General features: G+C 34.7%; 22 protein-coding genes and 1 tRNA gene. 15 read left to right on the forward strand and 8 right to left on the reverse strand.

Translation table 11 applies throughout. From position 1 onward, the window contains the following. Window positions 1-48 precede the first annotated feature (48 nt). Entirely contained in the window at window positions 49-576 is a 528-nt protein-coding gene (locus tag EZJ43_RS08590; RefSeq protein WP_133262291.1) for an acyl-CoA thioesterase, read from the reverse strand. Window positions 577-821: 245 nt separating this feature from the next. Between EZJ43_RS08590 and EZJ43_RS08595 the strand changes: the two genes are divergently transcribed. From EZJ43_RS08595 to EZJ43_RS08615, 5 genes are all read left to right on the forward strand, one after another. Further along, a tRNA-Leu gene (locus tag EZJ43_RS08595) sits at window positions 822-903 on the forward strand. 130 nt (window positions 904-1033) lie between these two features. After that, a complete protein-coding gene (gene tig, locus EZJ43_RS08600; protein WP_133262292.1) occupies window positions 1034-2383 on the forward strand; it encodes a trigger factor in 1350 nt (449 codons plus the stop codon). A 286-nt stretch (window positions 2384-2669) separates the two neighbouring features. Then, window positions 2670-3377 carry an ATP-dependent Clp endopeptidase proteolytic subunit ClpP gene (gene clpP / locus EZJ43_RS08605; protein ID WP_133262293.1) on the forward strand — a complete coding sequence of 236 codons (708 nt, stop codon included), beginning with the start codon at window positions 2670-2672 and terminating at the stop codon, window positions 3375-3377. After that, the gene (gene clpX / locus EZJ43_RS08610; RefSeq protein ID WP_133262294.1) at window positions 3361-4599 is read left to right on the forward strand and encodes an ATP-dependent Clp protease ATP-binding subunit ClpX; all 1239 of its coding nucleotides are present in this window, start codon (window positions 3361-3363) and stop codon (window positions 4597-4599) included. The genes clpP and clpX overlap by 17 nt, the downstream gene beginning before the upstream one ends. Window positions 4600-4778: 179 nt before the next feature. Then, window positions 4779-5642, forward strand: a complete 864-nt coding sequence (locus tag EZJ43_RS08615) for an AMP nucleosidase (protein ID WP_133262295.1) — start codon at window positions 4779-4781, stop codon at window positions 5640-5642. A 290-nt stretch (window positions 5643-5932) separates the two neighbouring features. Here EZJ43_RS08615 and EZJ43_RS08620 read toward each other — a convergent pair whose 3' ends face one another. Together EZJ43_RS08620 and EZJ43_RS08625 are read right to left on the reverse strand one after the other, a co-directional pair. After that, a complete protein-coding gene (locus EZJ43_RS08620; RefSeq protein WP_133262296.1) occupies window positions 5933-7381 on the reverse strand; it encodes a glyceraldehyde-3-phosphate dehydrogenase in 1449 nt (482 codons plus the stop codon). A gap of 99 nt (window positions 7382-7480) precedes the next feature. Beyond that, the gene (locus EZJ43_RS08625; protein ID WP_133262297.1) at window positions 7481-8341 is read right to left on the reverse strand and encodes a sigma-70 family RNA polymerase sigma factor; all 861 of its coding nucleotides are present in this window, start codon (window positions 8339-8341) and stop codon (window positions 7481-7483) included. Between the two features lie 344 nt (window positions 8342-8685). Here EZJ43_RS08625 and EZJ43_RS08630 point away from each other — a divergent pair, with 344 nt between their 5' ends. From EZJ43_RS08630 to EZJ43_RS17095, 3 genes are all read left to right on the forward strand, one after another. Then, window positions 8686-9174, forward strand: coding sequence for a DUF2975 domain-containing protein (locus tag EZJ43_RS08630; RefSeq protein ID WP_133262298.1), 489 nt, complete (start codon window positions 8686-8688; stop codon window positions 9172-9174). Window positions 9175-9188: 14 nt separating this feature from the next. After that, window positions 9189-9395, forward strand: a complete 207-nt coding sequence (locus tag EZJ43_RS08635) for a helix-turn-helix domain-containing protein (RefSeq protein WP_133262299.1) — start codon at window positions 9189-9191, stop codon at window positions 9393-9395. Window positions 9396-9470: 75 nt separating this feature from the next. After that, window positions 9471-9641: a hypothetical protein gene (locus EZJ43_RS17095; RefSeq protein WP_165953114.1), complete on the forward strand. Its 171-nt coding sequence runs from the start codon at window positions 9471-9473 to the stop codon at window positions 9639-9641. Window positions 9642-9843: 202 nt separating this feature from the next. On the opposite strand, the gene sucC is transcribed toward EZJ43_RS17095, so the two are convergent. From sucC to EZJ43_RS08660, 5 genes are all read right to left on the reverse strand, one after another. Next, window positions 9844-11043 (reverse strand): ADP-forming succinate--CoA ligase subunit beta, encoded by a 1200-nt coding sequence (gene sucC / locus EZJ43_RS08640; protein WP_133262300.1) that lies wholly within the window; start codon window positions 11041-11043, stop codon window positions 9844-9846. A gap of 340 nt (window positions 11044-11383) precedes the next feature. Further along, entirely contained in the window at window positions 11384-12952 is a 1569-nt protein-coding gene (locus EZJ43_RS08645) for a DUF4153 domain-containing protein (RefSeq protein WP_133262301.1), read from the reverse strand. A 10-nt stretch (window positions 12953-12962) separates the two neighbouring features. Further along, window positions 12963-13268, reverse strand: coding sequence for a hypothetical protein (locus EZJ43_RS08650; RefSeq protein ID WP_133262302.1), 306 nt, complete (start codon window positions 13266-13268; stop codon window positions 12963-12965). Window positions 13269-13328: 60 nt separating this feature from the next. Beyond that, window positions 13329-13625, reverse strand: coding sequence for a winged helix-turn-helix domain-containing protein (locus EZJ43_RS08655; RefSeq protein ID WP_133262303.1), 297 nt, complete (start codon window positions 13623-13625; stop codon window positions 13329-13331). Further along, window positions 13618-14262 (reverse strand): hypothetical protein, encoded by a 645-nt coding sequence (locus EZJ43_RS08660; RefSeq protein ID WP_207924597.1) that lies wholly within the window; start codon window positions 14260-14262, stop codon window positions 13618-13620. The genes EZJ43_RS08655 and EZJ43_RS08660 overlap by 8 nt, the downstream gene beginning before the upstream one ends. 431 nt (window positions 14263-14693) lie before the next feature. Between EZJ43_RS08660 and EZJ43_RS08665 the strand changes: the two genes are divergently transcribed. The 7 genes from EZJ43_RS08665 (at window position 14694) to EZJ43_RS08695 (ending at window position 21245) form a co-directional block, all read left to right on the forward strand. Continuing rightward, window positions 14694-15344, forward strand: a complete 651-nt coding sequence (locus EZJ43_RS08665; protein WP_133262305.1) for an ABC transporter ATP-binding protein — start codon at window positions 14694-14696, stop codon at window positions 15342-15344. 252 nt (window positions 15345-15596) lie between these two features. Then, the gene (locus tag EZJ43_RS08670) at window positions 15597-16076 is read left to right on the forward strand and encodes an ATP-grasp domain-containing protein (RefSeq protein ID WP_133262306.1); all 480 of its coding nucleotides are present in this window, start codon (window positions 15597-15599) and stop codon (window positions 16074-16076) included. 2 nt (window positions 16077-16078) lie between these two features. Continuing rightward, window positions 16079-16681 (forward strand): HAD hydrolase-like protein, encoded by a 603-nt coding sequence (locus tag EZJ43_RS08675; protein WP_133262307.1) that lies wholly within the window; start codon window positions 16079-16081, stop codon window positions 16679-16681. A gap of 9 nt (window positions 16682-16690) precedes the next feature. After that, a complete protein-coding gene (locus EZJ43_RS08680) occupies window positions 16691-18157 on the forward strand; it encodes a S41 family peptidase (protein ID WP_133262308.1) in 1467 nt (488 codons plus the stop codon). 136 nt (window positions 18158-18293) lie between these two features. Beyond that, window positions 18294-18560 carry a hypothetical protein gene (locus EZJ43_RS08685; protein ID WP_133262309.1) on the forward strand — a complete coding sequence of 89 codons (267 nt, stop codon included), beginning with the start codon at window positions 18294-18296 and terminating at the stop codon, window positions 18558-18560. A 57-nt stretch (window positions 18561-18617) separates the two neighbouring features. After that, on the forward strand, window positions 18618-19712 hold the full coding sequence (gene dprA / locus EZJ43_RS08690) for a DNA-processing protein DprA (protein WP_133262310.1): 1095 nt from the start codon (window positions 18618-18620) through the stop codon (window positions 19710-19712). Between the two features lie 171 nt (window positions 19713-19883). Further along, a complete protein-coding gene (locus EZJ43_RS08695; protein ID WP_133262311.1) occupies window positions 19884-21245 on the forward strand; it encodes a pyridoxal-phosphate dependent enzyme in 1362 nt (453 codons plus the stop codon). Window positions 21246-21248: the final 3 nt, after the last annotated feature.

Here is a 21248-nt window from a genome sequence, read left to right on the forward strand (position 1 = left end):
GATTAAGTTTTAAAATTGCATAAACATTTTTAAAAATTATGTTTTTATTTATAATTCCGATTTTAGAAATAGTGCTTTAAGTTCATTAGCGTCTTGGGGGCGCATTTTTCCGCCCAAAACTAAGCGCAATTGTCGCCTGCGTAAAGCACCATCAAAAAGATCAGTTTCTTCTTTCGATTCTGGTATTACTTCAGGCACTGGAATGGTTTTTCCGTTTTCATCCAAAGCTACAAAAGTATAATAAGCCTCGTTGCTTTTCTGGCGTTCGCCACTTGGAATGTTCTCTGCCCAAACATCCAACCGAACCTCTACGGAGGTGTTAAAAGCCCTGGTCACTTTTGCTTCAATGGTAATTACATCACCAAGTTTAATGGGTTGCTTAAAAGAAACATTATCTACAGAAGCAGTCACCACGATTCTGTTGCAATGCTTTTGAGCGGAAATAGCTGCTGCGATATCCATCCAATGCAATAACCGCCCGCCCATTAAATTATTGAGTGTATTGGTATCGTTTGGCAAAACCAATTCGTTCATAATGGTTGCACTCTCTTTAGCAAATTTCTTTTTCAAAATCATAATTATGCGCAAATTAATCAAAAGTTTTAGTACTGGGTTTCATTATTGGTTTAAAAATAAGTTTGTAGCATTCATTTTATACAAAAAATTAAAATATTAAAAATAGTTGTAAATCTTTCCTGTTAAAAATTAGGTACTTAGCTAAATGTTTTGGTTTTTTTTAAATAAAAAGTTAAAAATAGGTGCATTACTTTTTGATAATTGATTCTAAGTTCTATCTTTGCAATCCAATTTAAATCCTAACTGCGGATGTGGCGTAATTGGTAGCCGCACCAGACTTAGGATCTGGCGCTTCACGGCGTGGGGGTTCGAGTCCCTTCATCCGCACAATTATGAAGCCGTTTCGATTTTAATCGAAACGGTTTTGTTTTTAAAAGACGTTGATAAAAAATTAATATAAATCGATGTGCCGTTTGGGATCAGTCTCAAATCTCATGTCTCATATCTTATAGCTAAAATGAATATTACACAGGAAAAAACCGGCAACTTAACTGCTGTTGTAAAAATCAAAATCGCACCTACAGATTATTCCGAAAAAATCGAAAAGGCAATTAAGGATCAAGCTAAAAAAGCACAACTACCCGGCTTTCGTAAAGGAATGGTGCCTGCTGCACACATTAAAAGAATGTATGGTAAAAGTATTTTGGTTGAAGAAATCAACACGTTATTGAGTGATTCTTTATCTAACTACATCGCCGAACAAAAATTAGAAATTTTAGGTCAGCCCTTACCGTTGTTGGATAACGCAAAAGATTTTAAGTGGGACAATACCGATGAATTTGAATTTGATTACGAACTTGGTTTAGCACCATCGTTTGATGTAAATATATCTTCTAAAGATAAGTTTACGCAATATGTAATTAAGGCAGATGAGGAAACTTTAGATAAAAGAATAAAAAGCATTCGCCGCAGTTACGGTAAAATGAGTAATCCAGAAGTATCTGAAGAAAGTGATGTGCTTTACGCATCAGCTACCCAAGTTAATGCAGATGGTACCGACGTGGAAGGTGGTATTTCGAGCACTGCTACGCTCCGTTTAGATTTAGTAAAAGATAAAGCGATTGCAAAAACCTTAACGGGATTAAAGAAAGACGACGAAGTTACCATAGATATTAAAAAGGCTTTTGATGATGTAGCGGTGGTGGCGAAAGCATTAAATATTCCTGAAGAGGATGTTGCTGCAATAACTGATCAATTTAAGGTTGTGGTTAAAAATGTAAATCGCTTAGAAGAGTCAGACCTAAACCAAGAATTTTACGATAAAATTTTTAGAGCAGGTTTAGTAACTGACGAAGCTGGTTTTAAAGCAAAAATTACGGAAGAAGTAGAAGATATTTTTACGCAAGATGCAGATCGTAAGCTATCAAATGATATTTATGAGCAGTTGCTGAGCAATCATAAATTAGAGTTGCCTGATGAATTTTTACGCCGTTGGTTAAAAGCAACAAACGAAAAATTATCGGATGAAGAATTGGCAGAAGGTTATGATGATTTTGCTAAAAACCTTAAATGGACTTTGATTGAGAATAAAATTATGAAAGACAACAACATTGAAATAAAATATGAAGATGTTGTAAAGGCTGCTAAAGCAAAATTAGACGCACAGTTTAAAATGTACAGCCCTAGTCCGCTTCCCGAAGATCAGTTGGCACAGTATGCTGGCCAATTTTTACAAGAGAAAGAAAATGCTAACCGTATGTTTGAAGAAGTAAAAGCACTTAAAACTTTCGAGCAAATCAAATCTGTTGTTACTTTAGATCAGAAAGATATCGATTACGATAAGTTTGTAGCCTTAACAACTGGGTAATCTCCACTGACCAATTGTCAGTTTATTAAAGAAACCTTTAAAAGAGCAACTTATTAAGTTGCTCTTTTTTTATTCTTCCGTATGTAAATTTTATGACTCTTATGTCTATAATTTGCTCATTAATTGAGTATTGGCTTTTTTTTAGTGTTGAATTATGGAAAATTGCATTATATATCTAAATATTTCAATAAATTGGCACGGAAATTAACCATCATATCATAAAATTTTATTAAAATTATAGCTTGGTAATCCCGAAAAAGCTTACCATTCCTAATCAGAATATAACATGAATATAGATTCACAAGAGTTCAGAAAGTTTGCAGTTAAACATCAAGGTATTGGTGGCTTACACGTAGATAAATTTATTGCACAGGCGAATGTTAATCCACAAAGCATGACGCCCTATATTATTGAAGAGCGCCAGTTAAATGTGGCTCAAATGGATGTGTTTTCAAGGTTGATGATGGACCGTATCATTTTTTTAGGTGATGCTATTTACGATCAAAATGCTAACATTATCCAAGCACAATTGCTGTTTTTACAATCTGCAGATGCAGAAAGAGATATCCAAATTTATATTAATTCTCCGGGTGGCTCTGTTTACGCAGGTTTGGGAATTTATGACACCATGCAGTACATTCAGCCAGATGTGGCTACAATTTGTACTGGTATTGCCGCATCTATGGGCGCTGTTTTATTGGTAGCTGGTGCAAAAGGCAAACGTGCTGCATTGCCTCACTCTCGCGTAATGATTCACCAACCTTCTGGTGGCGCGCAAGGTGTTGCCTCTGATATGGAGATCAACTTGAGAGAAATGTTGAAATTGAAAAAAGAATTATACGATATCATTTCAGAGCATTCTGGTCAAACTTACGACTGGGTAGAGAAAGCCTCTGATCGCGATTACTGGATGACTGCTGGAGAAGCGAAGGGTTTTGGTATGGTTGATGAAGTTTTATCGAGAAACGCAAAAAAAGATGGCGAAGCAAAATAAAGAATCCCGCTGTTCATTCTGTCATTCTGGCAAGCATGAAACGCTGATGTTAATTGAGGGTATGGACGCATTTATCTGTGATAAGTGTGTTACCCAAGCCAATTTGTTGCTTGCCCAGGAATTGGGTTCAAAGAACACCAAAAATATACACGATGCAATTACATTGTTAAAACCACTTGAAATAAAAAATCATTTGGATCAATATGTAATCGGTCAAGATGACGCTAAAAAGGTTTTGTCAGTAGCGGTTTACAATCACTACAAGCGTCTAAATCAAAAAATTGATAAGGACGAAATTGAGATTGAAAAATCGAACATTATGCTGGTTGGCGAAACAGGCACGGGTAAAACGCTTTTGGCAAAAACCATTGCGAAAATTTTGCATGTTCCTTTTTGTATTTGTGACGCTACGGTTTTAACAGAAGCTGGTTATGTTGGCGAAGATGTAGAAAGTATTTTAACGCGTTTATTGCAGGCTGCCGATTATGATGTAAGTGCTGCGGAACGCGGAATTGTATATATTGATGAAGTGGATAAAGTAGCGCGTAAGAGCGATAATCCATCCATTACACGTGATGTTTCTGGCGAAGGTGTGCAACAGGCTTTACTTAAAATATTAGAAGGCACAGTGGTTAACGTTCCACCTCAGGGAGGTCGTAAACACCCTGATCAAAAAATGATACCTGTAAACACCAACAATATTTTATTTATTTGTGGTGGTGCATTTGATGGTATTGAACGTAAAATAGCCAATCGTTTACGTACCCAAGCGGTAGGATATAAGGTAAAGAAAGACGAAACGGTGTTAGATTTGAAAAATCTATACAAATACATTACTCCTCAAGATTTAAAATCATTCGGACTAATTCCCGAGTTAATTGGCCGTATTCCGGTATTGTCACACTTAACGCCACTAAATAAAGAATCGCTGAGAAACATTTTAACAGAACCTAAAAATTCATTGGTAAAACAGTATATAAAACTGTTCGCTTATGAAGATGTTAAACTGGTATTTGATGATGATGTTTTAGATTATATTGTGGATAAAGCAATGGAATATAAGCTCGGTGCCCGTGGATTAAGGTCTATTTGCGAAGCCATTATGCTAGATGCCATGTTTGATACGCCTACACAAACTGATGTAAAAGAATTGCATATCACTTTAGATTATGCAGTTCAAAAATTTGATAAGGCCAATTTTAAACAATTACAAGTGGCTTAAAAAAAACCTCTCGCTAATAACGAGAGGTTTTTTTTTGACTTACTCTTTTTACATCTAGTGCGCTGGAAAGATGTGAAAACTATGAAAGTCGTAATTATAAACCTTATATATAGCATTTTGTGCATTAAAATTTGGTTAGGTCATAAATTTTTCTTAACTTATTTCAAGATTACAAATATATGAACGAGGAAAAAGACGTAAAAAAAGATGAAAAGCTTGCAGAGAAATCTAAAAAAAATAAAGAAGTTAATTCGGCTGTAAAGTCAGGTTTAAAATCAAAACAAGACATTGTTAATAATTGGTTGCCAAGGTATACCGGCAGATCGTTAGATCAATTTGGAGCGTATATTTTGTTAACTAACTTTAGTAAATATGTAACCATGTTTTCGCAGTGGAATGATGATGCACCAATCATGGGGTTAGATAAACCGATGCAGAGCGTATCCGCAAACGGCATTACAATTATAAATTTTGGAATGGGAAGCCCACTTGCCGCTACCATGATGGATTTATTAACTGCTATTAAACCGAAAGCTGTATTGTTTTTAGGTAAATGTGGTGGCTTAAAAAAGAAAAACCAATTGGGCGATTTAATTTTGCCAATAGCCGCAATTAGGGGAGAGGGAACATCAAACGATTACCTCCCTGCAGAAGTACCTGCACTGCCTGCCTTTGCTTTACAGAAAGCAATTTCTACAACGATTAGAGATCATGGTAGAGATTATTGGACAGGCACTTGTTATACCACAAATCGTAGAGTTTGGGAACACGATAAGGATTTTAAAAAATACTTAAAAACATTGCGCGCAATGGCTGTTGATATGGAAACAGCAACTATTTTTACAACGGGTTTTGCCAATAAAATTCCAACAGGCGCATTATTACTAGTTTCTGATCAACCTATGATACCCGAAGGCGTAAAAACCGCGGAAAGTGATAGTGCGATTACTGAGAAATATGTTGAAACACATTTAAGAATTGGAATAGACTCTTTAAAGCAGTTGATTAATAATGGATTAACAGTTAAACATTTGTTGTTTTAATCATTAGGTAGAGATTATAAGTCAGTAAACGGCAATTACATCCACTGTAATTGCCGTTTTTTTATAATTGAAATTTTAATTGGCTCGTTGAGCTGAATTGTAATTTAGTGGTCTTTCTGTCGATTACGATTCCCGCCTGCGCGGGAAGGACGGCTACAGATAATATTATGCTGCTGTTAAGTGTCAGAATCAACCATAAGATAGACTCTTTTTTAATTCACGTTAAGGTACTTCGAAAATCCAGCATAATGGATAGTCGATCTTTTTTATTAATAATTATCGAATGATGATTAATAATAAGTTAACCTCACTACGTCAGCGAGTTTTTTGGCCAACCGAATTACTTGTCTAGTATAGCCATATTCATTATCGTACCATGCGTACAGAACTACTGTTTTCCCATCTTTAGATAAAATTGTTGCAGGCCCATCGATAATAGAGGCATGTGTATTGCCGATTAAATCGCTACTCACCAATTCGTTTGAGATGGAATATTCAATCTGTTCTGATAAATCTCCAAAAAGGGAAGCGTTTTTTAAAATATCCTTGATCGTTGCTAAATCTGTTTTTTTCTTAAGTGTTAAGTTTAAAATGGCTAAAGATACGTTTGGTGTGGGTACTCTAACCGCATTTCCTGTTAATTTGCCCGCTAATTTTGGTAAAACCGTAGAAACAGCTTTATCGGCTCCTGTTTCTGTAATTACTAAATTTAAGGCAGCCGAACGTCCACGACGATATTTTTTGTGGTAATTATCTAATAAATTTTGATCGTTTGTGTAGGAATGAATGGTTTCAATATGTCCTTTTTCAATTTCAAAAGCATCATCAATAAGTTTTAAAACCGGCGTAATCGCATTTGTGGTACACGAAGCATTTGAAAATATATTTTCTTTTTTGAAATCGAAATTATGCTCGTTAATGCCGGCCACAATATTCGGTACATCGCCTTTGGCTGGTGCAGTTAATAATACTTTTTGTGCGCCTTTGGCCTTTAAGTGCTTACTCAAAGTCTCTCGATCTCTATAAATACCCGTGTTGTCAATAATTAAGGCATCGTTAATATCGAAGGCAGTGTAATCAATATCTTCAGGATGATTTGCTTGGATAATGTAAACCGTTTGACCGTTAATAATCAATGCTTTATTCTCGAAGTCTTCTATAATTGTACCATTGAAGTTTCCATGTACAGAGTCTGTTCGTAAAAGTTCTGCTCGTTTAGTAAGTTCGTGATCGCTGTACGATCTCGTTACGATTGCACGTAGCCTCAACTGTTCGCCTTTTCCGGCCTGTGCAACCAATTCTCGGGCTGCTAATCTGCCAATGCGACCAAAACCATACAACACAACATCTTTTGCTTTTAACTGCTTCTTGTCTTTGCCAATATGAGCAGATAATTTTGTGATTACAAAGTCGGACATTGATGCGAAAGTATTATTTTCGTCAAGCCACTCGGAAGTTAGTCTTCCAATATCTATTCTGGACGGCGCAAAATTGCATTTGGCAATAGTGTTCGCTAATTCTAAAGTTTCATAAATAGAAATGTCTTTACCGCTGATGGATCTTGCATATTGGTGGTGAGCCAAAATCTCACTGCTTCCAATATCGAACAAGGGTTTTCTAAATAAAACGAGTTCAACAGAGCGATTAAACCAGAGATTACCGACTACATTGATAAGTTCAATAGCCTTTTTCTCTTTTTCAATCCAGCTCTGAAACTCAGTCTGGTATTTGTTTAACATGAAATGAATAATTTGGTTAGAAATTGGGGCAAAAGTAAAAAAAAAGATCGGATGCTATGTCCGATCTTTCATTTATTAAAACAAATATGTTCTATAATTTTATCCTAAATAAGATTTTAAGATTTTGCTTCTTGAAGTGTGACGTAAGCGTTGTAACGCTTTATCCTTGATTTGTCTAACACGTTCGCGTGTTAAATTAAATTTCTCTCCAATTTCCTCTAGCGATAATGGATGGTTTGAGCCTAAACCGAAAAATAAGACTATAATTTCTCTTTCTCTTTCTGTTAAAGTAGATAAAGAACGTTTAATTTCCTCTGATAGCGATTCGTTGATTAATGAGCTATCGGTATTTGGTTCGTGGTTTTCCAATACATCTAACAATGTATTTTCTTCACCTTGAACGAAAGGCGCATCCATAGATACGTGGCGGCCAGAATTACTCAAAGTATCGGAAATTTTTTCAACCGTAGTTTCTAAAATTTCTGCCAATTCTTCAGGAGATGGCTCACGTTCAAATTCCTGCTCTAATTTAGAAAAAGCTTTACTGATTTTGCTTAATGAACCAACTTGGTTTAAAGGTAAACGTACAATACGACTTTGCTCGGCAATTGCTTGTAGTATAGACTGACGGATCCACCAAACTGCATAAGATATAAATTTGAAACCTTTAGTTTCATCAAAACGTTTTGCGGCTTTAATTAATCCTAAGTTACCTTCGTTAATTAAATCGCCTAAAGTTAAGCCTTGATTTTGATATTGTTTTGCAACTGATACAACGAAGCGTAAATTTGTTTTTGTTAAACGCTCTAATGCAGCTTGATCGCCCTCACGAATTTTTCTTGCTAAAATTACTTCTTCTTCGGCTGTTATTAAATCTACTTTACCAATTTCGTGCAAGTACTTGTCTAAAGACTGACTTTCGCGGTTGGTAATGGATTGAGTTATCTTGAGTTGTCTCATTTATACTTACGGTGTGCTCTTAAATTATTTGAGTCTGCAAAGCTACTAAAAAAACAGCAATCTGAAAAGATAAACTGCTGAAAATATAAGTGTTTGCAATGAATTATACAATATAATTTACTAACAAAAATCATTCCAAATTATATTTGGCAGATTTTAAGGGATGAGAACCTAAAACATTGAAAAATAATATTTATTTATTGATTATCAATAAATAAATTATGAATTACAATAATTAAATAATTATGTTTGTGAAATAAATAATTAAATAATTGCAGAATCAAGTTATTTTGTGTCAAAACCCAACTGAATTTGAAAAAAGAAAAGGACTTAACAATATAAATATGAACACTAAAAATCAAATCAAGCTAATTAAGGTTATTTATATTGTGATTTTGTTGAGCGGCTTAATCATTTCTACATTTGGTGACGGAATTGAGGGTTTTAAAAAAGGGATGGAAGATGCAAACAATGGTGTGAGTTTATCTTTTAATCTTCTCTCGTTTCTGCAAGGCATTTTATTGATCATAATTCTATTCTTATCACTCAGAGTGTTTTTATACTTGTACCGTTTTATGGATGCTGTTGAAAGAGGCGAGGTTTTTAGTGTCGAAAACATTGAACGGTTAACTACGATGGGTTGGTACTGTGTAATGCTTTCGTTTGGTACATTTCTATTTAATTGTTTAGAATTAACACGTTTTACTTTGAGTGCGATTATGAATGTAGGATTTGAGTTTTGGCTTTTAGTACTGGGCATTACATTATTAACAATTGCTTTTGTTTTTAAAAAGGGGATTGAGCTTAAACAAGAAAACGATTTAACCATTTAAATTACACCTAAACTATGCCTATAATTATAAACTTAGATGTAATGCTTGCCCGGCGTAAAATGTCACTGACCGAATTAAGTGAGCAGGTGGGTATTACGATGTCTAATTTATCGATACTAAAAACTGGTAAAGCAAAGGCCGTGCGGTTAGAAACTTTAGAAAGCATTTGCAGGGTTTTAGATTGCCAACCTGGCGATATTTTAGAATTTAGATCTGAATAAACAAAATGATCAAGCTACCCGAGAGGGAAGAATTTAATGATTTCATTTATTTGGGCGATGAATTGGTTTAGTTAAATGCACAGTACTTTGTTAAATAAACCCGATTGGATGGATGCCGTTTTTCTCGGCAGGAAGGAAAGCGGGGCTACAACAACCGAAGAATTACCGAGCCCTGATTTTTCAAAAAAAAAACATTATATTTTCATCAGAAAGATTGCCACAGCAGAATTAGAATTAGCTTCGTAATGACAAAAAGTATAAACAGAATTGGTTAAAAAGATTGCCACAGCCCAAGAAAAATTAGCTTCGCAATGATCAACTTCTGAGCATAAAAAAAACCTTCCAGTTTGCACCGAAAGGTTTTTATAGTTTATTATGTTGCTTTAAGCTTTGTATTTTCAGCTCTAGTGTTTCAGCTTTAGTCTTTAGTCTTTCAGCTTTAGTCTTTTTACGCTTGCTCAGCCAATACTTTACTTACTAAATCTGCAGCTTCTTTAAGCGCAATTGCAGAGTAAACTTTAAGTCCAGATTCGTCAATTAATTTCTTAGCTTCTTCTGCATTTGTACCTTGTAAACGACAGATAATTGGCACAGGAATATCGCCGATTTCTTTATATGCATCGATAACACCTTGCGCAACACGGTCACAACGTACAATACCGCCAAAAATGTTAATTAAAATTGCTTTAACGTTTTTATCTTTCAAAATGATATTAAAAGCCGCTTTCACAGTTTGTGCGTTTGCAGTTCCACCAACATCTAAAAAGTTAGCAGGATCGCCACCAGCTAATTTAATAATATCCATGGTTGCCATTGCTAAACCAGCGCCGTTAACCATACAACCTACGTTACCATCAAGGTTAACAAAGTTTAAGTTACTTGCACTTGCTTCAACTTCCATTGGATCTTCTTCCATGGTATCGCGCATTGCTGCATAATCTGGGTGACGATACAATGCATTTTCATCGATGTCAACTTTGGCATCAACAGCGATAACTTTATCATCAGATGTTTTTAAAACCGGGTTAATTTCGAACATCGAAGAATCTGTCGTATCGTAAGCTTTATACAAAGCAGTTACAAATTTAACCATTTCTTTATGCGCGCCACCAGTTAAACCTAATTTGAAAGCTATTTTACGGGCTTGGAAACCTTGTAAACCAACTTTAGGATCAATTTCTTCTTTAAAAATAAGATGTGGCGTATGTTCGGCAACTTCCTCAATATCCATACCGCCTTCGGTACTGTACATAATAATGTTGCGACCTTTTGCACGATCCAACAATACAGAAATGTAATATTCTTTAGTTTCAGAAGCACCTGGATAATAAACATCCTGCGCAACCAAAATTTTGCTTACCAATTTACCTTCTGGTCCGGTTTGAGGCGTAATCAACTGCATACCAAGAATATCGGTAGCGCGTTGTTTAACTTCTTCGAGGTTTTTGGCTAATTTAACACCACCACCTTTACCGCGACCACCAGCGTGGATTTGCGCTTTAATAACAACCCAATCAGAATTGTAATCGATTTTTAATTGCTTAGCAGCTTCAACAGCTTGCTCAGGCGTATCGGCAACGATTCCTTCTTGAACGTTAACACCGAAACTTTTTAATATTTGTTTACCCTGGTATTCGTGAATATTCATTTGCTACAAAATTTGCTCAAAGCTACAATTTCAAAGGCGCTAATCAAACAAAAGATGGCTAATTTTTTAGAAAATGAACGTTTTGTGAGGTTTGGGAATTAAATAACCATTAAAAGTCATCTGATGAATATTTGCATCATGCAGTTATGTCATTCGATGGCTAATAGAAGATCTCGTTGACTTTATATCATCGCTCTATCTTCGCTTCCATCTAAAAACTTTATTTAAAATCTGCTTCGGTTAGTTGGTAAACTAAAAATCTCGTCTGTGATGTTCGCTAGTATAAACCAAGCTAAACTGGCAACCGCCAAAATCATCGCAAAAATTTTATGTCTTCTTTTCATCGTTTGTTAAAACCAAAATGTGTTGCCACTCTCCAATCTTGTAAATTCCACGATAACCAGCTTACTTCTTTATATCGCTCTTTAAAAAAGCCTATTCGCTGGTCGAGTTGGTTTTGATAATAACTTAAATTTTCGGGCATGGCATACGTTCTATCTGCTAAATCTGTGCCCTCTGTAAAGTGTAAAATCTGTCTATTCTCATCCAAAACAACCAAAGTTTTATCCGATAGGGAAAGCAAATAATCAACATCCAAAGAGATTTTATCACGATGTGCTAAATTGTATTTGGCAATAAAAACATCCCAATTAATGGTGCTAAATATTAATAATAATGCAAACCATATATTACCGTTTACTTTAAATAAATAGAACAATGTTTTCTGCTTTCCTACTTTAAAATAAACAGTTGCCAATCCGATAATACAGAGCAGTGCAAATACCGAAACGCCAATTCTTTTATGTGTTAAACCGTAAAATTCTATGTAATACCCATCGCGAATGAATACCGAAATAATTAAGATTAAATTTTGGATAATCCATGCGTAAGCTAGAAAACGAAGCGTTTTACTTTTGCTGTAAAAGTTTAAATTTTTTCTGAAGAAATATAAAATCACCGCCATTGCTAAAAGGATACTGAAAATTAGCGAGTTGGTTCCGTTGTGCAAATCGGCCGAAAAATTACCTGATGGTTTGTAGCCGAACCAAAGCGTAGAAATATCTATGAAGTTTACCATGAGCAGTAAAATGTTTAGTGCAATAAACGATATAACACCGATAACATATTCGGTTTTAAGCGCCATGTTTTTAGAAACGATTGTACTTGTAAACGTGTTTGCAATTTCAAACCATAAACTCTTTCTATCTTTATCCCGTCGGTTTCTGATCAAATCTTCTGTACAATTGCTTTCTAATTTTTCTATACTTCTGTTGTAAAATGTAATGATTAAACCACCACTTATTAAGATGCCTAAACAGATGTGTAGAAAGCGAGCAATACTTAAATCTTGAAAAATGAAACTAAATATTCGACTTATAAATAGGGAGATGCTATGACTAATTGATATTAGGTAATGTGCGAAAACTTCGTTGGCACTACTGTAAATACTGGCAAAAATAACCACAATAATTATAGGCAGTAGGATATATTTTGTGAGCTTAAAAATCGGTTTTAGATTGAATCTTCCAACTTTGAATTGATAAAGATGGCGAAGTATGCTTGCCGGAACAGCCATGATTTGCAAAAGGCTTGCTAAACCAGCCGAAAATATATTGCGAATGGTTTGATAGTGTGCAAAACCAACGAAAAGGATTAGGCTAATGTAATAGGTTGCAAGTGTAAGGTCAGAATTGTTGATGACAACTAAAACCGCTGCAAATAGATTCGCAATTGCATAAATTATAAATTTTTTGCTTTTAATAATTTCAGAATTAAAAAAGCTAATTGCTATGATGAAAACGCTGTAAATTAATAGGTTGATGGCTAGGCGTTCCATCCAAAAAAGACAGGTAAATAATAGCCCACCAAATAATGTTGATAGGAGTAGAAAGTTGGATCTTGTTCTCATTTTTTAAGTTTTAGAATTTTAAATTTAAGGCGATGTAACAGTAGAAAATGCTTAATGGGATATTTACAAGCATGAAAATTATTGTTGCGATATATTTTCTCCAATGGATTAAATTACTTAAGCATTCGATAACTAATAAGAGTGCGAAAACACCATTTATAACTATGGCTATTAATATATAGCATAGTCCAAACGGCATCAACAAATCAGCCTTAGTGATTAAAAAGGCAAGTAATATTAATGTGCCAATCCCTGTAGAGCATACCGCAACTTTCTTTGAGATTTGAATAATTTTAGATTCTTCAGGTTTCTTCATTTTATATTTTCGATTTTAAAAGTGCTTTGTATTTCAAAGTATATAATCAAAAAAAAATACTTACAATTTTTTTATCATTTTTTCAAGCGCGTCTAAATGTGATTTAAAAGCTTGTCGGCCCAAAGTTGTGATAGAGTAGGTGGTGCTTGTTTTACGCCCAATGAAACCTTTGTGCACTTTAATAAATGTTGCTTGCTCTAAAGTATTTAAATGCGACGCCAAGTTTCCGTCTGTTAACTCCAGCAGTTGTTTCAAATCGTTAAAGCCAATTTCATCGTTAACCACAAGCATAGACATTACGCCCAGCCTAATTCGGCTGTCGAATATTTTATTTAAATTGGCGATTGGATTATTCATTTATTTGGCCTCTCTCGTATTTAAAATACATTAAAAGACCATAAACAATATGCAACACGCCAAAACCAAAAGCCCAGAAAAGTATTCCGTAGCCTGTGTAAAACATACAGATTAAGCCTAAAATAACTTCGCAATAGCCCAGATAACGAATATCGCTATAGGTATATTTGCTTGCATTAATTAAAGCTAAACCATAAAATATTAAACAGGCAGGAGCGATGATAAAGTAAGTATTTTCATGGCGTATCAAGAGTGCAATAATGAATAAGCCGCCAGCAACCAGTGGGATTAATAGATTGATTAAAAGTGCTTTTGAGGTTTTATCCCAAATTGGTAAATTGTTCCTTTGACTTTTTCTGTATGTAAATAGAATACCGCCTGCTAACGAAACAATAAGGATGATTACAGCTAATTTAATTAAGTTGTACTGTATATCAAATACTCCTTGGTAACCAGAAGAATAGCCTCTTTTCTCGATAAACTTATTAATTTCTTCGTAAGCAAAATAAGCGCCCATCAAGGCAATTGCACCAGCAAAAACACCAGATAAACCACTTAAAGAGATAAACCTCGATGATCTATCCATCATCTGCCTAATATCTTTTAAGGTATTTAATTGTTCTTCTTGATTATCCATTTTAAAAGTGCTTTGTATTTCAAAGTTAGGTAAATTATTTATAGTTGCAAATTTATTTTTGGGAAAATAAATTTGGTTTAATGTTTTTAGTTAAAATTCACCGGTTTGGGTGCTTACACCCAAACTCCAAAGGGGCTTTTAAAAACATGTAGGCTTTTCTATTGCTTTAGTTTTGTCGTCATCTTTTCCCAGCCGGATGCCTTTGACACGGCTTTGGTTTTTAAGCTTTTATCATTATCTTTTCCGAAATGGATGCCTTTTCCACAGCTTCGGTCTTTAGGCTTTCAGCTTTAGTCTTTAGTCTTTCAGCTTTAGTCTTTCAGCTTTAGGCTTTCAGCTTTAGTCTTTCAGCTTTTAACCCCCTCGGTCTTTATTCTTTTATCTTTGTTCTCTCATTCTTTGCTCTTTAAACTTTTAACTATTTTTGCCCCATGCTTAAAGCCACTGGAATAAAAAAATCGTATGGTAAATTGCCTATTTTAAAAGGGGTTAATTTTGAAGTGGCGCAAGGCGAGATTGTAAGTATTATCGGGGCTTCTGGTGCTGGTAAAAGTACGCTTCTGCATATTTTAGGCACGTTAGATAAACCTGACAGTGGTGAGGTGGAACTAAAAGGCACAATTGTAAATAAACTCAGCGGGAATTTATTAAGTAATTTCCGGAATCAAAATATTGGTTTTGTTTTTCAGTTTCATCATTTATTGCCCGAATTTTCTGCTTTAGAAAACATCTGTATTCCGGCTTTTATTGCGAACAAAAGCAAAAAACAAACTGAAGTAAGAGCAATAGAACTTTTAGATTTATTTGGCTTAAAAGATCGTGCTTTCCATAAACCGAACCAACTTTCGGGTGGCGAACAGCAACGTATAGCCATTGCAAGGGCTTTAATAAATAACCCAGCAATTGTATTGGCTGATGAACCTTCGGGAAATTTAGATTCAGAAAATGCCACAGCGCTTCATCAACTATTTGTAAGCTTACGCGATAATTTTAAGCAAACTTTTGTAATTGCAACGCATAACGAACATTTAGCTAAAACCAGCGATAGGGTTGTAGTAATGAAAGATGGTTTGATTGTTTAGTCGTTTGGTTGGTTTTTTGGTTGTTTAGCTAGTTGGTTTTTTAGTTGGTTAGGTTTTGGTTTTTTAGTTAGTTGGTTTTTTAGTTGGTTAGGTTTTTTAGTTGGTTAGGTTTTTGGTTTTTTAGTTGGTTAGGCTCGTGGTTGCTCATAACTCATAACTCATAACTCATAACTCATAACTCAACACTCATATCTCATCACTCATATCTCATCACTCAAAACTAAATTAACATTGTTTTAAAAAAAATATAAAGTGAAAATACTTATTACAGGTGCTAATAGCGCAAAAGCATTAAAATTATTAAAAGCGTTTCCTAATCATTTTGTGCTATTGGCAGATTATGGAGAGGTTCCGGGTATATCGACAGCAAATTATGCTTTTCAATCTTTAGGCATTTTGAATAAAGAAAGTATTGCACACATTCTGCTTAATTTTTGTATTACCAATAGCATAGATAGTGTTATCCCAATGCACGAATTTGAAGTTGAACCTATGGCTAAATCTTCGGTTTTATTTAATGAGTACGGCATACACGTGCTTTTACCGAGCGATAACCAGCTTTTTAAATATATTAGTAACGAAAAAAACACCTATCAAAACTTTGCTGTTTTTGTGCATGGTGAATGTGTTTTTGCGAGCGGTAATGAAATATTTATCAAAAGAGAAGAAGAGTTGAATGGTGTTTTTGGCTATAATACCGCTGATGATGATTTTAAACTTTTTACTTTATAACGATGCGCAACGAAGATTTTCTCAAAAATAAACAAATTGCTATTTTAGAACTCGACGATGTTCTATTTCCGAATAAAGACTATTTGTTACAGGTTTATTATCTTTTTGCCCAATTTATAGAATATACCGAACATCAAAACGCACAAGAAATTTTAGCATTTGCAAAAACAGAATTTCTGCAAAATGGTGCAGATGGATTATTTGATGAGGTTGCGGGGAAGTTTAAAATCGATGATAAATACCGCTATAATTTCGAACTATTGCATGAAAATGCCCGACTACCTTTAAAGTTACTGTTATTTGAGAAAATGCTCAAACTTATGCAGGATTTAGTTGTAGAACGGAAAAAAATTTACATCGTAACCAAAGGTAAACCAGAACAGCAACTAAATAAAATTAAACAAGTTGAATGGAATGGTTTAGAAAAATATTTAACAGTTTTTTTTAGCGATGAGCTCAATCAGGAAAAATCAGAAACATTTCAAAAAATACTCAATACCAATGGTTTAACTGCTAGTGAGGCTTTTGTAGTCGGTGCGAATAATTCGGATAAAAAACAATCTGAAATACTGAATTTACCGTATATTAGTATTGAAAATATCTAGCTAAATTCTATGTTAAATAAATCTACAACCAATAATTTTCTGTTTTTTGGATTATTAGTCTTAATTGCAATTACTTCATCGTGCAAAAAATCTGAAACGTCTCAAAATTTGAGCAGAGAAGATTTGACGAAAGATTCTATTTATCTGTATGCGCAACAAACTTATTTTTGGAATGTGGGAATGCCATCTTATGACGCTTTTAATCCGAGAAAATACAGTTCTAATAATGCCGTACTTGCTGCCTTAAAAGCTTTGCCAAGTACAGGCGGAAAAGATAAATATTCTTTTATTGATAATGGTTCTGTTGCAGAGCAACTAAGCGGGGTGAGTGGCGATTACGGTTTTTCAGCTAATTATGACGCTTCAAACTTATTGCGGGTAAAATTTGTTTACGGCACTTCGCCGGCTGCAACTGCAGGTTTACAACGTGGTTACCAAATAACGAAAGTAAATGGCCGGACAACCCTTCGCACTAGTCAGGCTGATATTGACAATTTAAACAACGGTATTTTTGGCAATAACCCAAGCGTTTCTTTAACGGTTGTAAAACCAGATGGTAACCAGCAAGATTTAGTTATTTATCGTGGAAAGTACAATATTAATCCAATTTTATATTCAAATACTTACACCGTTAGTGGTGGTAAAAAGGTAGGATACATCGTCTTTAACAGTTTTACAACCAATTCTGCATCATTATTAGATGCTGCTTTTAATAAATTTGCTACTGATGGGATTACGGAGTTAGTGGTTGATTTGCGGTATAACGGGGGAGGCTCTGTCGCAACTTCGCAAGTGCTTACAAATTTAATCGCGCCAGCCGTTCAAAATGGCAATATAATGTACACAACCTATTGGACTAAAACCATGCAGGATAATCAAGCTACTATTTTGCAGAATCAGAAATTTTACGATACCGATGCGAACGGCGTACGTAAATTATACTCTTATTTCGATTATGATTACAGACCAACCCAAGCTGCCGGTAACCAAGAAATTTTTGTAAAACGAGGAAGTGTGAATGCTTTAACAAGAGTTTATTTTTTAGTGTCTGGTGGAACTGCCTCTGCAAGCGAATTGCTTATTAACAATTTAAAACCAATAATGGATGTAAAATTAATTGGCAAAAAAACTTATGGTAAGCCAGTTGGATTCTTCTCTATCCGTATTGATAAAAGCGATTTATACATTCCGCAATTTCAAACGAAAAATTCGGCCAATTTTGGCGATTATTTTGATGGAATGCCCGTTGATAAGGATGTTTCCGATGATTTGACTAAGAACTTTGGTGATGTTACTGAAAGTTTACTTGCTCAAGCGCTAAATTATTCGGCTAATGGTGCTTTCACATCCTATTTGAGAGATAGTAGTGTAAGTAGTTTATCTGGTTCGGCCAGGCAACAGATTGATCAAGCAAATGATCAGCTCGACCATGAGTTTAAAGGCATGGTAGAAAGTAAAAGACCCAATTTTAAATAGTCTTATCATTATAACTTTCGCTGTTTAACTCAAATTAATCTATTTTTGCATCAAATTTTAGATTAATTAATTTTTTGGTTGCTTTTGTACTCAAAAATTAATAAGCTTGTTTAACATTAATCGTTTAAAAGAAACCATGTCAGTAGAACTTATAGAAAAAGAACACTTAAGCTATTTAAATATTATTCCGTCAACCGAAGATCATACTGAACAATTAACCACTAAACTTGCAGATGCACAGCGTTTGGGTAACGAATTTAAATCGAAAGCCACAATCACTTTCAATACAACCATAGGCCCTAAGAAAGTAGAAACTACGGTTTGGTCGGTTACAGAAAAATATCTTCAATTAAAAAACAACATTCATATTCCGTTAAAAAGTTTAATTGATATTGATTTTTAGGCTTTTTTTAAGGACATAAATCATCCCAAAGTATTTATAACCCTTAGCTTAAAAACAATGAGCACGCTCCACAAAATTGCATTAACCTTTATAAAATCGATAGGGCCTGTAAACGCTAAAAATTTATTAGCGTACTGTGGCAGCGCCGAAAATGTTTTTTCGGCTACTAAAGCACAGCTTTTACAAATTCCTGGCATTGGACAAAAAACAGTTGAAGCAATTTTGAATACAAATGCCTTAAAGAGGGCAGAAGAAGAGCTGCTTTTTGTGGAGAAACATGGTATCGAAGTGCTGTTTTTCTCGGACGAAAATTACCCAAAAAGATTAAAAAACTGTATTGATTCGCCAGTTTTACTTTATTTTAAAGGCAAAGCCGATTTAAACCACACCCGGATTTTAAGTATTGTGGGTACACGAAATGCAACGGAATACGGAAAAAACTTGTGTAAACAACTGTGCGAGGTTTTGGCGCCTTACAACGTTTTAATTATAAGTGGTTTAGCTTATGGAATAGATGTTACGGCTCATAAAGAGTGTATTGCAAATGATATTACTAATATTGGCGTTTTAGGCCATGGATTGGATCGACTTTACCCCCAGTTGCACAAATCAGTTTCGCAAAAAATGGTTTTAAATGGTGGTCTTTTAACCGAATATCCAACGCAAACCAATCCCGATCGGCAAAATTTTCCTCAACGCAATCGGATAATCGCAGGTATTGCCGATGCGACAATAGTTGTGGAAGCATCAATAAAAGGTGGTGCATTAATTACCGCAGAAATCGCCAATTCTTATAATAAAGACGTTTATGCATTTCCAGGCAGAACCACTGATGTGTTTTCTGAAGGCTGTAATTTTTTAATTAAAACCAATAGGGCAGGGTTAATTAATAATGCAAAAGATTTAATTTATTATTTGGGTTGGGATGATGAGGTTAAACAACAAAAAATTAGTGCGCAAACTACGCTGAAATTAAATTTAACCGCAAATGAACAAAAGGTTGTAGATACACTCCAAAATGGTCAGTTGGCAATTGATGAACTCGCAATAGCATTAAATATTCAGCAAAGTAAACTGGCGATTGTTATATTAACTTTAGAAATGCAGGGAATTATCGTTTCTCTCCCCGGGAAAGTTTATAAGTTAGCTTAAGTGTTATATTTTTAATAAATCGATATTACTTTTTACAGAATAATCAAACGCTAACGCCGATCAGAATTGTAGATTATAAAATAATATTCTTATAATTTCTTCTTTTCAGAATTATGTTTCAAATTAAATATTGTTTGTAAAATACTTAATGCCTTTGCTTATTTTTGATGCATGTGGTATAATAATATTCTAGAAACTGTTGGCAACACGCCATTGGTTAAATTAAATACAATAACAAAAAATGTTCCCGGTACAATCCTTGCAAAAATTGAAACCACCAATCCTGGTAACTCAATTAAGGATCGTATGGCGATCAAAATGATTGAAGAAGCAGAAAAGTCTGGAGCGCTTAAGCCAGGCGGAACCATAATTGAAGGCACATCGGGCAATACGGGAATGGGTTTAGCGATGGTAGCCATTGTAAAAGGTTACAAGTGTATTTTTACAACTACCGATAAACAATCAAAAGAAAAGGTAGATGCATTACGAGCTTTTGGAGCCGAAGTAATTGTTTGTCCAACCAATGTTGAGCCAGAAGATCCTCGCTCGTACTATTCAGTTTCTTCTCGTTTAGAGCGTGAAGTGCCTAACTCTTGGAAACCAAATCAATACGATAATTTAGCAAATTCAAAAGCGCATTACGAACAAACCGGACCTGAAATTTGGGAACAAACTGAAGGAAAAATTACGCATTTATTGGTTGGTGTGGGTACTGGTGGCACAATCTCTGGAACAGGAAAGTATTTAAAAGAAAAAAATCCGAATATCAAAGTTTGGGGCATCGATACTTATGGTTCTGTTTTTAAAAAATATAAAGAGACAGGTGTTTTTGATAAGGATGAAATATATCCATATATAACAGAAGGAATTGGTGAAGATTTTTTGCCAGCCAATGTTAATTTTGATGTGATTGATTTATTTGAAAAAGTGACGGATAAAGATGCTGCCTTGATGACACGCGAAATCGCCCGTAGAGAGGGTATTTTTGTTGGTAATTCGGCTGGTGCTGCGGTTGCGGGATTAATTCAACTAAAAGATAAATTGAAGCCAGAAGATGTTGTGGTTATTATTTTCCACGACCATGGAAGCCGTTATATGGGCAAAATGTACAACGAAGATTGGCTTCGCGAACGTGGCTTTTTAAAAGATGAGAAACTAACTGCAAAATCTATTTTAGCTAAAAAAGGAGATTCGGAAATTTTAACTATCGATGCAAGAAAGTCAGTTTTTGAAGCCATAAATACGATAAAATCGATGAATATTTCACAAATTCCAGTTACCCAACAAGGAATGATTGTAGGTAAAATAGCTGAAAGTGATATTTTATCGGCCTTATTAGAAAATCCAGCGCTGAAATCGGCACCGATAGAAGACATTATGACCGCAACTTTCCCTTTTGTAGATTTGAATACGTCTATTGATAAAATTTCATCTATGATTAACAGAGAAAATTCTGCAGTTTTGGTGGAAGACGAGCAGGGAAAAATTAATATTATTACGCAGTACGATATTATACATGCAATTTCGGGGTAGGAA

The sequence above is a fragment of the Pedobacter changchengzhani genome, from assembly GCF_004354365.1.
Classification (GTDB): Bacteria; Bacteroidota; Bacteroidia; order Sphingobacteriales; family Sphingobacteriaceae; genus Pedobacter; species Pedobacter changchengzhani.

Coding starts and splice junctions, on each gene's coding strand:
- EZJ43_RS08680 (WP_133262308.1), top strand. CDS start 16,691: ATGTTAAATAAATCTACAACCAATAATTTTCTGTTTTTTGGATTATTA.
- tig (WP_133262292.1), top strand. CDS start 1,034: ATGAATATTACACAGGAAAAAACCGGCAACTTAACTGCTGTTGTAAAA.
- EZJ43_RS08645 (WP_133262301.1), bottom strand. CDS start 12,952: ATGAGAACAAGATCCAACTTTCTACTCCTATCAACATTATTTGGTGGG.
- sucC (WP_133262300.1), bottom strand. CDS start 11,043: ATGAATATTCACGAATACCAGGGTAAACAAATATTAAAAAGTTTCGGT.
- clpP (WP_133262293.1), top strand. CDS start 2,670: ATGAATATAGATTCACAAGAGTTCAGAAAGTTTGCAGTTAAACATCAA.
- EZJ43_RS08625 (WP_133262297.1), bottom strand. CDS start 8,341: ATGAGACAACTCAAGATAACTCAATCCATTACCAACCGCGAAAGTCAG.
- EZJ43_RS08630 (WP_133262298.1), top strand. CDS start 8,686: ATGAACACTAAAAATCAAATCAAGCTAATTAAGGTTATTTATATTGTG.
- EZJ43_RS08665 (WP_133262305.1), top strand. CDS start 14,694: ATGCTTAAAGCCACTGGAATAAAAAAATCGTATGGTAAATTGCCTATT.
- EZJ43_RS08635 (WP_133262299.1), top strand. CDS start 9,189: ATGCCTATAATTATAAACTTAGATGTAATGCTTGCCCGGCGTAAAATG.
- EZJ43_RS08675 (WP_133262307.1), top strand. CDS start 16,079: ATGCGCAACGAAGATTTTCTCAAAAATAAACAAATTGCTATTTTAGAA.
- EZJ43_RS17095 (WP_165953114.1), top strand. CDS start 9,471: ATGCACAGTACTTTGTTAAATAAACCCGATTGGATGGATGCCGTTTTT.
- EZJ43_RS08685 (WP_133262309.1), top strand. CDS start 18,294: ATGTCAGTAGAACTTATAGAAAAAGAACACTTAAGCTATTTAAATATT.
- EZJ43_RS08615 (WP_133262295.1), top strand. CDS start 4,779: ATGAACGAGGAAAAAGACGTAAAAAAAGATGAAAAGCTTGCAGAGAAA.
- EZJ43_RS08655 (WP_133262303.1), bottom strand. CDS start 13,625: ATGAATAATCCAATCGCCAATTTAAATAAAATATTCGACAGCCGAATT.
- dprA (WP_133262310.1), top strand. CDS start 18,618: ATGAGCACGCTCCACAAAATTGCATTAACCTTTATAAAATCGATAGGG.
- clpX (WP_133262294.1), top strand. CDS start 3,361: ATGGCGAAGCAAAATAAAGAATCCCGCTGTTCATTCTGTCATTCTGGC.
- EZJ43_RS08620 (WP_133262296.1), bottom strand. CDS start 7,381: ATGTTAAACAAATACCAGACTGAGTTTCAGAGCTGGATTGAAAAAGAG.
- EZJ43_RS08650 (WP_133262302.1), bottom strand. CDS start 13,268: ATGAAGAAACCTGAAGAATCTAAAATTATTCAAATCTCAAAGAAAGTT.
- EZJ43_RS08590 (WP_133262291.1), bottom strand. CDS start 576: ATGATTTTGAAAAAGAAATTTGCTAAAGAGAGTGCAACCATTATGAAC.
- EZJ43_RS08695 (WP_133262311.1), top strand. CDS start 19,884: ATGTGGTATAATAATATTCTAGAAACTGTTGGCAACACGCCATTGGTT.
- EZJ43_RS08660 (WP_207924597.1), bottom strand. CDS start 14,262: ATGGATAATCAAGAAGAACAATTAAATACCTTAAAAGATATTAGGCAG.